Origin of the sequence: Paenibacillus allorhizosphaerae, from assembly GCF_042659105.1 — a bacterium.
Taxonomy (GTDB): Bacteria; Bacillota; Bacilli; order Paenibacillales; family NBRC-103111; genus Paenibacillus_G; species Paenibacillus_G allorhizosphaerae.
The window spans coordinates 144,887-158,150 of record NZ_JBHSRV010000003.1 but is presented as its reverse complement, the minus strand read 5'-3'; the positions used below and the strand labels follow the sequence as shown (position 1 = coordinate 158,150).

Annotated in this window: 9 protein-coding genes; 5 read left to right on the top strand and 4 right to left on the bottom strand. The window is 46.3% G+C overall.

What is annotated here, in order from left to right; genetic code table 11:
* Window positions 1-206: 206 nt before the first annotated feature.
* Window positions 207-1,532, top strand: coding sequence for an extracellular solute-binding protein (locus ACFQI7_RS13990; protein WP_218097544.1), 1,326 nt, complete (start codon window positions 207-209; stop codon window positions 1,530-1,532).
* A gap of 390 nt (window positions 1,533-1,922) precedes the next feature.
* On the opposite strand, the gene ACFQI7_RS13985 is transcribed toward ACFQI7_RS13990, so the two are convergent.
* The 3 genes from ACFQI7_RS13985 to ACFQI7_RS13975 all read right to left on the bottom strand — a co-directional run bounded on the left by ACFQI7_RS13985 (window position 1,923) and on the right by ACFQI7_RS13975 (window position 5,254).
* Window positions 1,923-3,248, bottom strand: a complete 1,326-nt coding sequence (locus tag ACFQI7_RS13985) for an ABC transporter substrate-binding protein (protein ID WP_218097543.1) — start codon at window positions 3,246-3,248, stop codon at window positions 1,923-1,925.
* Window positions 3,249-3,373: 125 nt separating this feature from the next.
* Window positions 3,374-4,255: a phytanoyl-CoA dioxygenase family protein gene (locus tag ACFQI7_RS13980; RefSeq protein WP_218097542.1), complete on the bottom strand. Its 882-nt coding sequence runs from the start codon at window positions 4,253-4,255 to the stop codon at window positions 3,374-3,376.
* Between the two features lie 90 nt (window positions 4,256-4,345).
* Window positions 4,346-5,254 carry a helix-turn-helix transcriptional regulator gene (locus ACFQI7_RS13975; protein WP_218097541.1) on the bottom strand — a complete coding sequence of 303 codons (909 nt, stop codon included), beginning with the start codon at window positions 5,252-5,254 and terminating at the stop codon, window positions 4,346-4,348.
* A gap of 367 nt (window positions 5,255-5,621) precedes the next feature.
* Here ACFQI7_RS13975 and ACFQI7_RS13970 point away from each other — a divergent pair, with 367 nt between their 5' ends.
* Window positions 5,622-6,824: a macrolide family glycosyltransferase gene (locus ACFQI7_RS13970; protein ID WP_218097540.1), complete on the top strand. Its 1,203-nt coding sequence runs from the start codon at window positions 5,622-5,624 to the stop codon at window positions 6,822-6,824.
* A gap of 175 nt (window positions 6,825-6,999) precedes the next feature.
* On the opposite strand, the gene ACFQI7_RS13965 is transcribed toward ACFQI7_RS13970, so the two are convergent.
* Complete coding sequence (locus ACFQI7_RS13965; protein WP_218097539.1) at window positions 7,000-7,758, bottom strand: DeoR/GlpR family DNA-binding transcription regulator; 759 nt, start codon at window positions 7,756-7,758, stop codon at window positions 7,000-7,002.
* A gap of 388 nt (window positions 7,759-8,146) precedes the next feature.
* On the opposite strand from ACFQI7_RS13965, the gene ACFQI7_RS13960 reads away from it, so the two are divergent.
* The 3 genes from ACFQI7_RS13960 (at window position 8,147) to ACFQI7_RS13950 (ending at window position 12,603) form a co-directional block, all read left to right on the top strand.
* Entirely contained in the window at window positions 8,147-8,851 is a 705-nt protein-coding gene (locus tag ACFQI7_RS13960; protein WP_218101434.1) for a histidine phosphatase family protein, read from the top strand.
* Between the two features lie 67 nt (window positions 8,852-8,918).
* The gene (locus ACFQI7_RS13955) at window positions 8,919-11,219 is read left to right on the top strand and encodes a discoidin domain-containing protein (RefSeq protein ID WP_218101435.1); all 2,301 of its coding nucleotides are present in this window, start codon (window positions 8,919-8,921) and stop codon (window positions 11,217-11,219) included.
* 97 nt (window positions 11,220-11,316) lie between these two features.
* On the top strand, window positions 11,317-12,603 hold the full coding sequence (locus tag ACFQI7_RS13950) for an ABC transporter substrate-binding protein (RefSeq protein WP_218101436.1): 1,287 nt from the start codon (window positions 11,317-11,319) through the stop codon (window positions 12,601-12,603).
* Window positions 12,604-13,264: the final 661 nt, after the last annotated feature.

Sequence of the window (13,264 nt, the reverse complement as noted above, 5' to 3'; positions counted from 1 at the left end):
TAGGTGAAGCATGTTTTTAAATGCCGTACATCTGAGCAGTAGCTATTATGTTATTCGCAAGGTTGTAAGCGCATACAGTAACAACGGGGACTTTAAGGTTAATACGATCGTAAATGTAAAGACGCGGGCCTTACCTGTCTACCTTGCGAACCATAGGAAATCCGGCCTCATATCGCCGACTAGCACTCAAAAGGGAGGAAAAAAGAATGTGGCACAAAAAAATCAGACTTGCTTCAGCGTTGCTTCCGGTATGTTTCCTCGCAACCGCTTGTGGGGGAAGCGGCGCCGGCACTGCGGCGGATGGGGGGGCCGATAAATCCGGCAAAACCTCCGCGCCACATGAACCGGTAACGCTTACTTTTTACATGCATTCCGCAGGGATGTCCGAGGATGAATTTAAGCGGTATGTTGAAGAACCGATGCAAAAAAAATATCCGTATATTACGTTTGAAGTGCTTCGTAACAAAAAACTGGAAGATCTGATTGCCGCAGGCACTTATCCGGATATTATGACGGTCGACACTTATTCCGTTCTCAAGATGAAAGATGTGGGGATGGCCGAAGAATTGAGCTCGCTTGCCAAAGCGAACGGATTCGATCGGACAAAATATACGCCGACCCTTATGAACGTGAACGATTTATACGGCAAAAAAGGCGATTTGTACGCGATCCCCTGGGCTGCCCAATATACGGCGCTATATTATAACAAGGACATTTTCGACAAATTTGCGGTAGGGTACCCGAAAGATGGCATGACATGGGATGATGTGTTGGAGTTGGGCAGAAAGTTAGGCGGAACGGATGGAACCACCCAATATTATCCACTGGGCAGCCAGGTGGATGCGTTTTATGTATACAGTCAATTGTCCCCGGAGCCTCTCGTCAATCCGGCGACAAGGAAAGCGCAATTTAATAATGAGCAATGGAAAGCGGTATTCCAGCTTATGAAAAACATTACAGGTTTGCCGAATAACAAATCCGGGTATGGTTCGGGAAGAGACAGATTTCTGAAAGACAAAACATTGGCCATGCTTCCGGACTGGGGAACGTACGCAAGCAACCTCATGACGGCGGAAAATCAAGGCGGGACGGGGATGAATTGGGATTTGGTCTCCTATCCTACGTTTAAAGAGAATCCGGGGGTCGGCCCCGCCAGCGGTCCTTGGCTGATGATGATTTGCTCTCAGAGCAAGTATAAGCAGGAAGCGTTTCAAGTTATACAGGAAATCGTCGGTAAAGAAAATCAAATGGTCATCGCCAAGGAAGGGTTAAAATTGCCATCTTTGAACGATGAAGAGCTGAAGAAAAGTTTCGCGGCCAACAACCCGGTCATGAAGCAGAAGAACGTGCAGAGCATCTTTAAAGTGAAATCGGCAGCCATCGGGGTTAGAACGGAGTATTATGATGCTGCCAACAAGCCTCTGAAAGAAAATTTGAAAAAAGTGGTGGACGGCAGCATGGACATTAACACTGCATTGCGGGATGCGGAAGAAAAAGCCAACAAAGCCGTTCAGAGCCAGATAGGGCCATGACGAAGAAGCGTACGATGGCGGCCGTTTAATGACGGAAATTACGGAGGGCAGCCGGCAATTATTGCATAGTGTTGAGTAAATTATTCAAAGCCGTTCCGCCTCCGCCGACAGCGTGCTGCTGTTTGGTTCCCGCTTTCGATTGCGGAGTTAGTCCCGCTCGTACTATACTTCCCGCCACCGCTCGCCACCTGGGTAGCTGAGGCAATACCTGTACCAAGGCGCATATCAGTACTGCGGCATGTAGCTTCATGCTACAACAATGTCCGCGTCTCTGCGCATTTTCCCTAATATCGTACCGGAGCCAGTGTAGGCGGAGATGATAGAGATAATGTTGAGGAGCTTGCTTCATCGCAGCAGCTCCTCCTTTGTATTGTTAAGCGGGCAGATACATCACTTTGACTTTGCCGCTTCGGCATCGGCGATGCTCTTGTTCGCCTTTTCCGCAACTTCTCTGAGCATCGTATTGATATCCTTACCCGTGTTGATGATATCGATTATGCCTGAATTGATTCCAACCATCCCGTTATATTGATTTGGAACTGCAGGAGGGGCATAATTTTGCGGTTGAAGCGCCTTCACATTTTTGCCTTGATAAAGGGGATTTTCCTTACCGAATGAGGCTCTGATTGACTTGTCGTTCAGGGCGGTAATAAATCTGCCCTGCTTCACATTCCTCGACTGGAACTCCTCGGAAGTCAGATAGGAAATCACTTCGAATGCTTGTTCCTTATGCTCGCTTTGGGAAGTAATATAGAAGTTGATTGGATAGGCCTGAGCCCCGATTCCCGGTTTATCCGCCATTACGGGATAGGAGGCGAAATCCCAGTTCATGTTGGATAGTTCCTCTTCCGTGTACAGCGCCGTCTGCGCCAAAAACATAGCTACCGTCCGGTCTTTGACAAACCGGTTCCGCTCATGAGGTTCCGACCACGATTTGCTAACGCTTGCCACACCTGGGATTTGGTAAAATCGTACAATATTTTGTACGAACGATTTCCATCTTTCATCTTTGTCAATGGTCGTGGTCTTGGTCACCGGATCGACCAGCGGGAGAGAGTATTGATTCAGAGTAGCCATATGCCCGAATGAAGCGCCAAGCCCAACGTATTGAATTTGTCCATCGGAACGGGAAAGCTGCTTGCTCAATTCGTACAGCTCATCCCAAGTAATCCCTTCTTTCGGGTAAGCAACGCCGAATTTATCAAAAATATCCTTGTTATAATACATCGTGCTGGGCAGTACCAATACAGGCAGTCCGTAAATACCTTTATCTCCTGCAAGCTTTCGTGCCATATCCACGACTGTGGGATCGAGCTTGTTCAAATCGTAATTATACTTTTTGATCAAAGGACTAATATCGTACTGCAGGTCGTTATCGATCAATTGGCCGAAAGTTGAGCCGCTGGAAGTATAGATGATATCCACTTTCTGTCCTGCCGTGATGAGCTCCTTAATGGAGGAGCCCTTCACAGCGGGAATATATTTAATCGTCAAGTGGGGGAATTTCTGTTGGATCGGCTGAGTGAACACTTTCTCAAATAGGTCAGGCGGCCAGTCAGCAGGGAAGGGGTAGAAGATGGTCAGTTCCGTCGGTTCGCGGCTTTCTTGTGCCGTATCCTTGTTTGAAACTCCGTTGATATCCGTGCCACCGCATGAAGATAAAACGAATGGTAAACAAGCTGTCGTAGCAACCAACATCCTTTTCAACAATTTCATACGCAGTTCCCCTTTCGAGTGTCTTCTCTCAAGAATGCGCTTTCAATTGTAGCCAATATGCTATATGTGACACCATGAATCTCGAGTGCCGTCTGATAAGTAAAATCCATGACTGTGCCTCGTGTTCAAACTCGGTGACCTCTTTGCCCCTTCGAGCTGACCAATGCGTCTTCCCAAAGCCGGCACCACTCCTCATGATCGTTCAGCACACTGTCCGGATGGGATTTACTGCGTACAACGAAGGATGGATGGAAAGGCCTGCCGGATGCTGCTCCTGTCTTATGGTATCTCAAATCGAGCGACCAGCGGATGATGTTCGAGCGGTTCGTCGTTCCGCGATGAGGCGTATATTTGTTCATGATAACCATGCCGCCTTTGCGGCATTCGCCAATTGTAGGCTGCACTTTCGGCATCAGTTCCGGAACTATCATTGTTCCGCCTGCAGCTTGATGTTTGATCAATCCACCCTTGAATACGTCCCGCATCAGTTCCATACAGCCGGTTTCCGCTGTCGCATCGACGAGAGGCATCCAGAAGGTAATGATTTCGGAAGGGTCCGCTTCCTCAAGTGTGACGGCGGCATCCTGATGCCACGGCACATTCTCGAACGAGCTCACGCGTTCCGCCGTTGGATCGACCGGAAGCTTGGCGCGTAAATGCTGAATCGGATTGCACATGATTTCACTGCCCAAGAGGCATTCGACGATATCGAGCAGATTTTCGTTTTTCAAAAAATCAAACATCGCTTTTCCGCGGAGATGCATGATGTCAAAAGCTTTGCCGATTTCCGGGCATTGCTTTTGCAGCAGCAAAAAGCGTCTTTCGAACGGCTCCTCCGTGTGCAAATCGCGGATTTTTCCCTGTGCGTAGAGCGCTTGCGCCCGTTCTTCGACGGTACGGTTGATCTCATCGATCACCGGCTGTAAATCGTTATCTGTCAACACATCCTCCGCGATCAAAAAACCTTTCGTCTGAAAATCGATGATCTGTTCTAATGAAAGCTTCATTCGATTCAGCTCCTTATTTTTGAATGGATTAGTTCAAGTATAGTCGAAAAAATAGTCAGTTCAGGAGTACAAAATTACAGCGTTTGAACACTATATTAACCTATTATCGGAACTGGCAGACCATCTTGCCCGCCTGTAGTCGGTAGGAGAAATACCATACCGTTTGCGGAACAATCTGGCAAAGTAGGATGGCTCCTCATAGCATAATTTTTCGGAGATCACAGAAACAGGCAGATCCGTATGCGTAAGAAGCCTCCGGGCTTCTTGTAAGCGGAGACGCTGCAGATAGCCCATCGGTGTTTCCCCGAGATATTCTTTGAATAGACGGCATAAATAATTGGGGGTCAAATGAACCGTATTTGCAAGCTCTCTCAAGGTGACAGGCTTGTCCACACAAGTATGCAAATAACTTTTGAGCTTGGATGCTGTCGTATGGACCGAATCAAGGGAATGGGGTGGTTCGACCAATTCCAAACTGTTCATCCTCATGATGATTTCTTCAGATCGCGTGAGCAAATCCAGAAGCATCACTTCAAGACGGCCATGTGAAAAAAAAGAATCTTTCGCATCGATCAAACGTTGAAACCCTTCAACGAGCAGCGGCCTCTGATCCGGTGGGACAACCAGTGGTTCACGTCTTAAAGCGGGGGGCAACAGTACTTGCCGCCCTTGCTCGATGACGTCGAAAAAATTGAGAACAGCCGGTTGACCGCATGCATCCAACAGCAGGAACGTGCTCTCCAGATCGCATAACGGCTCTTCTTCACTGCCGCTGAATGAATGCCACTCGTTCGGATTAATAATATAAAAATAACCGGGCTCAGCATGGGACAAACGACCGTTTATTTCAAATTCGCCCCGTCCTTCTGTAACGTAAATGAAATGAAAAACAGGATGACGGTGCGTTTTTGTAATACGCCCTTTTCTGCCACTCATTAGGTTCGTTGTTACATGGTCAATCTTGTAAGGCTGATCGAAAATATTAAGATGAATATCCATAACCGTATACTACCTCCCAACGCCGGCAAGTTCATAGCCCCACTGCGGGTCTCGCTTCTTCAAAATAGTAAATCGCTCTTTATCGATAAATATATCACCTTTTGTCATTAAAAATTTTTTATATCTGTCTATTTGTAATATTAATTCAATTATATGAGATTAATAAAATTTATTGCATTCATTTCAAGTGAAAGAGACGGGTTAGCTTTTTCATTGAATAACGGGCAATATAGTGTGGTACTATTGGTAATAGGTGAGTATTAGGGGATGGGTTGAAGTATGAGAGTTCCGGCATCGGTTGGACACGCTCCGTTGCCGCAACTGGTGGGTGCTCGAAGCGGTGTATTTATTATGAAAGGTGATGACTATGGCACGCGTTTTGCTGATCAATGGAGGTTCCGAAGGACATATCAATCCAACGCTAGGTGTGGTTCAAGAACTTATTAGTCGTGGTGAAGAGGTAGTTTACGTTACGGCGGAACAATATCGTGATCGCGTCGAGGGGACGGGCGCAGAGGTGATCACGTTCGATGGCGGTAAATTTGTGGAGGCGTTCCTTGCCGGTGGAAGAAATCCTTGGGCAAGAGTGGGTGGACTTTTGCGCACGGCCGACATCGTCATTCCCAGTGTCCTGGAACAAACCAAAGGAGAACGTTTTGACTACATCATTCATGACTCGATGTTCGGCTGTGGGCGTTTGCTTGCACAAATACTCGACTTGCCGGCAATCAACTCGTGCACGAGTTTTGCAATTCAACAAAACAGCTTCGACAATCAGCAAGACCACCTCTCACGCCAATTCTCAGCAGACGTGAATGAACGTGCACAACAGGAGTTTCAACAGCTGGTCAGTAACATGCAGACGAAATACAATGTGCAGGTTGGTTCCGCCTACGAGGTTTTCTGCAATCCCGCGCCATTGACCATCGTCTACACGTCGAAACATTTCCAACCAAGAGGAGAAAGCTTCGACGAGACATACAAGTTTGTGGGACCGTCTATCGTGCCGCGCTCACATGGTCAATTTGATTTATCTCATGTGGATACGGATCACCTGATCTATATATCTCTCGGCACTGTTTTCAATCAAGCAGTTGATTTTTACAAGCTCTGTTTTGCGGCGTTCTCCGAGACGAAGTACACCGTGATTCTATCCGTCGGCAGACAAACCCAGATAGCGGAATTAGGAGACATTCCCGCGAATTTTATCGTTCGCAACTACGTACCGCAACTCGAAGTACTGCAAAGAGCCAAATTGTTTATTACACACGGTGGCATGAACAGCACCAGCGAAGGCTTTTATTATGGCGTGCCGCTGATTGTACTTCCCCAAAGCGCCGACCAGCCTATGGTGGCCCGGCGTGTGGCTGAAATCGGTGCAGGCATTCACCTAAATCAAGAAGGCTTAACCGCGGGGGATCTCAGAGAGGCGGCGGAACGAGTGTTCAAGGATGCGTCACTTCGAATGGTAAGCGTTGAAATTGGCGATTCGTTCCGATCTGCGGGCGGGTATCATCGAGCCGTCGAGGAGATTTTCGCGTATAAGCGAAGTCTAGGTATAACAAAATAATCGAGTTGCATGAACCCGCTTTACTTGATTTGTAATCATTAAGTGCATGGTTTTATTTTATACAAGTAGCGGAGAACGATAGTGTGGAGCTGCCGCAAGGATAGCTCCACTTTGACGTTCATTGAAGTAACGAACGATAATGAGGTAGTCGATTGTATGGGCTTAGATTTAAAATTTAAACCAACTTAATGGATACACCTTTGGAGACCAGTTGATCGATATCTTCCTGCGGCGCTTTCCGATCTGTAATCATCATGTCAAAATGCTCAACCGGACAAACAAATGCCGAATACACCTTGCCGAATTTACTGTGGTCCGCGACAAGAATAGACTTGGCGGAATGACGCATCATTACATTTTTGACTTCGGCGGACGTTAAATATGGAGCAGTAATGCCGTTCTTGATATGAATACCCGAAGTACCCAAAAAACAAATGTTCGCGCGAAAGTAGGAAATCATCTTTTCCGCGAGCGGTCCAATAATGCTAACTTTCGGATTTACGTCACTCATGATGCCCCCGCAGACAAATATGGAAATATCTTTTCTTTGGCTGAATTTATGGGCAAGCTCAATACTGGTGGTGACAATCGTGATATTGGAAAAGAGGGCAAGCTTGCTCGCTATTTCCAAATTTGTCGTGCCGCCGTCCATAAAAATAGTATCCCCTTCGTTTACCAAATCCACCGCGGCTTTAGCGATTCGTTGTTTTTCTTCTAACAAGCGAACAGGGGGGAGCTCCACTTTTTGGCTTTTAGAAATTAGGGCACCGCCGTTAACCCGCTTAATTTGAGCGATCTCTTCCAAAAATGCTAAGTCTCGTCGGACGGTTGCCGGAGATACTTTGAGGATTTGACACATTTCGTCTATATTCATAAACTGATTGTTTTCGATCAGTTCCAAGATGGCGGCAAAACGCTTTTCCTTCTTTTTCATCTACGTCATTCCTTATATTTTCATTATCGAAAAGTATACAAATATTATCATTACATGTAAAGACTGAGCGGCTCGCTTATCTCATATTAATAAATGAAAATGATTGAAGATAATCATTATATATTGAATTTAAATAAAAAACATAATAAATATGCAATATATTTACAAATATGAGATTGATGATAATCAAATTATGTTTTACAATGGTGAAGACACTGAACATAATTAGATAAAATGATCGAAAATAATCATTTTATTGTTACGGAGGAGGTCTGCTACGAAAGTTGGTAACGTAATCACAGTTAGAGTCATATCGTTCAGGATTGAGCAATATCGTCTTGCCTAGCCACTATCCGACATATCAAATCGATTCAGGAGGAATAATGGATTGCGACTGTATATTATTCGTCATGCAGATCCGGACTATGAAAACAACACGATCACCCCGCCCGGACATTTGGAAGCACGAGCTCTGGCTAACCGGTTAAGTGAGGAAAAAATCGATGCAATATACAGCTCTCCTATGGGGCGAGCGCTTCACACCATGCAGTACACCGCAGAAATAACCGGTCTGGAACCAGTAATTCAACCGTGGTTAGCCGAATTATCAGGCTGGAAGGTGCCGGAATCATCGGGCAAACACTCGGTAGCATGGAATGTCGACGGTGAACGGATTCGCAGCCATAAGCCGTTCCCTTCAAGCGAGAACTGGCATAGCAATCCGATTTATGATCAAACGGATTTAAATCAAAGATTTTTGAATTTGAAGAAAGACTCCGACCTATTCCTCAAGGAACTCGGATACGAAAGAAACGATGGCGTGTATGAGATTGTCCGAACGAACGAACTAAAGATCGCTGTGTTTTGCCACATGGGGTTCGGACTTGCATGGATATCGCATTTGCTCGAGCTGCCGCTTTCCTTTGCATGGAGCGGTTTTTGGCTGGCTCCGAGTTCGGTAACGACCATTTTATTCGATCAAAGAACAGCAGCTCGGGCAGTTCCGCGTTGTCTGGGGATGGGGGATGTTTCGCATCTTTACAAAGCCGGACTTCCTGTTCAGAGCAGCGGCATCATCGCTAATTTTTATTAAGCGGAATCGCGCCTGATATTTGACGGTATTGATTTCGGTAAACAAAATCAAAGTAAGGAGGGCATCGATGTGGCCAAATGCCAGCCATAAAATAAGATGGTATTTAACCGTAACATTGCTTTTTCATCTTGTTGCAATTGCCGGTCTTGCTGTAACGAAATTATTCTCAAACGGTAAATCAGATAAGCCGATACTGATTAGTTTGAATAAACCGGTAACCAGTATTTCCTCGGAAAAGGCCCATGAGCCTGCTTTCGCTATGGATGGGGATGCGACTAGTTACTGGGCTTCGTCCCTTGGCTCCTCCGGCAGTACCTGGATGCAAGTGGATTTAGAAAGCATACATACGATTAATCGAATCCGTTTGAGCAACTGGGTCGATGGAAAACGGTTTTATCATTACCATATTGTCGGAAGTACAGACGGAACAAATTGGTTCCCCATCGCTGTGAAATCGGATGATCGCACAGCCACCGACGAAGGGGATCAATTCATTGTAGAGGCGGTCGCACAGTACGTCCGTGTCTATATAACGCACAATTCCGCAAACAACAGCGCGCACATCAGTGACTTTAAAGTGTACGGCCATCCTCTCCCAACGAAAGTTGTGAATGACGCGCTCCCATTAGAAATCGAACAGAGTGCGTTCGATCGGGAACTGTATTCTGCCGGTCAACCTGTAAATTTGAAATATAATATACGAAATCCGTCCAAAAACAACAAGGTAAAGCTGTCCGGGCTTCATGCGAAAATATTCAAATTCGGCGACCCGTATTTTTTGCAAGAAATTCCGTTAGAATCCGGGTTGACTGTTTTGCCAGGTCAATCCGTACAGCTATCCGCAAATCATCTCTGGACGATTCCAAGCAATATCGCCACCGGTTCCTACGGGATCTACCTCCAATTTCGATATGACAACGGTTACATTGCAGAGCGATATGCCAACTTTATACGCATTGTCTCAGGTTCGGAACGTACGGTCTATCATATCGATAAGCATAATTTCAAAGGGTTCGACGTTTATACGCTGGACGGCGGAATGAGTGCGGAATATGCAGTCCAGAAGTCGGCGGAAATGCTGGGGGCCACGGTCTCCCATACGTGGTATGTATCTCCCAAGGGAGGGACGTACCCGGTTTACGGAACAAGGCCATTTTTACAACAATCGATCAAACAGACAGTCGATTTTTACAATAAAGAATTCGGGATGGAGACGCCTTTCGATACCGTCATCATTTCTACCGGAGTGATGCCCGTATCCTATCTATCCAGAACGATGAAAGCGCTGGTGCTGCCGCTACAGTATCTCGTTAGTCTCGATACGATCAAGGAACTGCGTACGATGCTTCAATATGCCAATGACAACGGAATTCCAAGCTTCGCATCCATCGGTTATGCGCGTTCGATGCCGATGACCGGGGTGGCGTGGATGAAGCTGCTCGGTCTGCCCAAGGAGTATAAGGATTTCCTGAATCAGCATCAGGTGAAGCATGTGGTACTGATGGGTGCCGATGAAACGAACGGCGGGGAAGATCTGGTAAAAAAGGTCGTTAGCAATGGTGTTAAACCGACCGGGACGGACCCCGGCGATATATACGTCGTGTATAAACAGCGGGCAACGGCGGAGGACATTGCCTGGCTGAACAAGGAAATTAAAGACTTTGGCGAAGTACCATTGGAGAAATATACCCGTCATTTATCCGATTGGGAGGGTGGTGTGATCAAGCGGCAAATTGACCAGTTCAGTGATGATATCAAAGCGTCTACTGGGGTTCGAGAGATTGTTTTCGTGACCGGACGCGCATCACTGGGATTATATGATTTGCCTACGTTTGCCGTTTTGGAATTTATGAAAAAAAACGAGGAGGCGTTTTCTTCTGATGGACCGATCGTCCGTGGGGTGACGCTGAGTCCTTACTTGTTGTCGCATCCGTTTTATGAAACGACAATTCAATATGTACCTCTCGTGTATTATCAGGGAAATACAACTCAGAATACGATTGACTTACGCTTGAATGAAATGGTGCGTAATGCGGTCCGCCTTTATTTCCCGAATACTCGATTTGAAGATCTGAAGATTTGGATCAATGCTTCCAGAAATACCGGTGGTTCCATAGCGGAAGATTTCAAGAAAAGCCTTAGCGAGAAAGGGTTCCTGCATATCGAGGAACAAAACTATGGAGTAGACGAAGAGTGGAAGCCGGAAGACGGCATGGATGCCCCGACCGAACGTATCGTGGAGAAATGGGTCGCATCCACTTCGCCAGAGGCTTTAAAAGAATGGGATTATCGGCTTGCGCCACTATCCATCGAAGATCTCAAGACGATCGCACGCAAATATCCGAATGTTTCCGTTACGTCTAAATGACACGCTACTTCCAAACCGGTATCGGGTTGTTTTGAGATTCCATCGTGGATTCGCAAGTAAAACTGCCCTCGAATAAACGATATGAGGAGGCGTTTAAATGAAAAACATGGCGATTCTGTCCATCATTGGTGTGCTCGCGGGTTCTTTAGCGGGCTGCGGGGGAGGCGGCGTTCAGGAAGCTTCCAATAAACCTCCGGCGGAAAAACCGCACGATCCGGTCACATTAAAAATGTTTACGACCCAGCCATTCAATAAAGACGATCTGAACAACCTTATCAATGGGCCGCTTCAGAAAAAATATCCTTATATTACCGTCGAGCCGATCGAAACGCCAAACAACTCGTTGACTCAATACATTGCTACCGGAGAGCAGATGGATCTTCTGACGATATATAACGGTCATATTCCATCGTATAAAGACTTTAATATTTTTACGGATATAACGCCACTCGCTCAAAAGATTCAATTTGATCTTGGCCGGTTCGATCCGCGATCGTTGGAAACGGTCCGAGCGATCGCTGACAAGGGCGAGCTGTATGGCATACCTTACAACGTGCAGTTTAACGCTTTATATTATAATAAGGACATTTTTGACCGATTCGGGGTAGCCTATCCGAACGACGGGATGACTTGGGAGGATGCCGTTCGCGTTAGCCAGAAATTGACGCGGCTCCAGGATGGGGTGCAGTATCGGGGATTGGACCCGGAAAGCATCATCCGGTTGATGTACCCGTTATCCGCAACCGTTGTCGACGGCAAAACGAATAAATCCCTTGTGAGCGGCGATCTTTATAAAAAGCTGTTCGATACGGGGTATCAGATTTATTCTGTTCCGGGAAACAAACCGTCGAAGTGGAATATAAACTCTACGAACGCTTTTATTAAGGATCGTAACGTGGCTATGTTTGCAGGCGTTAACATCTTTAATTCGCTTGCGCAGTACCAGGATTTGAACTGGGACGTCGCTCAGTACCCGAGTTACAAGGACAAACCGAACGTATACGGCATGTACGATTTGCATGTCATGACCATCAGCAAAACAAGCAAATACCAGGATGAAGCGATGAAAGTGCTTGAGGTGCTTTTCTCGGACGAGGTACAGATGATGAGCACCAAAGAGACAGGGAGGGTATCTCCTCTGAAAGACCCGAAATTCAAAACGGCCTTCGGCGCAGATATGCCGATTCTAAAGGGAAAGAACGTTCAAAGTATTTTTAAAAGCCAACCCGCCTCGGCTCCTCCATTCTCGATCCATTATCCGAAATCGAGAGACATTCTCAGCAATCAATTTCAGCTATATGCAGACGGCAAAAAGGATATAAACACAGCGTTGCGGGACGCTGAAGAACAAATTAATCAATATATTCTGGAAAATACAAAGTAATCATTCCAAACTTAATAAACACTTCGACGCGGTTGCCGGTTATTCGGCAGCCTTTTTTGCTAAGCTCAGGGATGGGCTGTAATGCGGACTTTCCGTTCACTTGTTGGAAACTTATTCCTTATTTATTCATAATGATTAATATCTGCGAGGAGTGAAAACGAATGAAGAAAGCGCCGGGCGATAACATCAGCAATTCCAATCGAATCTGATTATGTAGCTGTTGACCTATTTGAATTACATTACATTTTTTTGCTTGCCAGCTCAAGCGTTAGGTAAATGCTCCTGGCTGCGTTGAATGATATAGAACATGAACAATAGGAGACATATGGAGGGGAAAGAATATGGAAGCTGAAACGATAACATAGGCTAGAGGTGGGGCTATGTAGATTGAACCTTACATCAGCCCGCTGAAGCTGTCTTGGCAAGTAATGCCAGGCTCATGGGAAAAATCCAATGCGCCGTATTTCGGCGCGGTCACCTATCCGGTGAGCAAGCTACGGGAGAGGGGGTGTATCTGAAAATTTTGCCTGTCCATCATCGGGAGCCGCTCGTGGACGGCAATTTTACGAGGAGTACGGGTATCGGGTGATCGTCAGTGGAGCTGTCCAAAATCGAATACTACGATATGCCCGAAGTATTCGATTATAATTAAGCGTCCCGT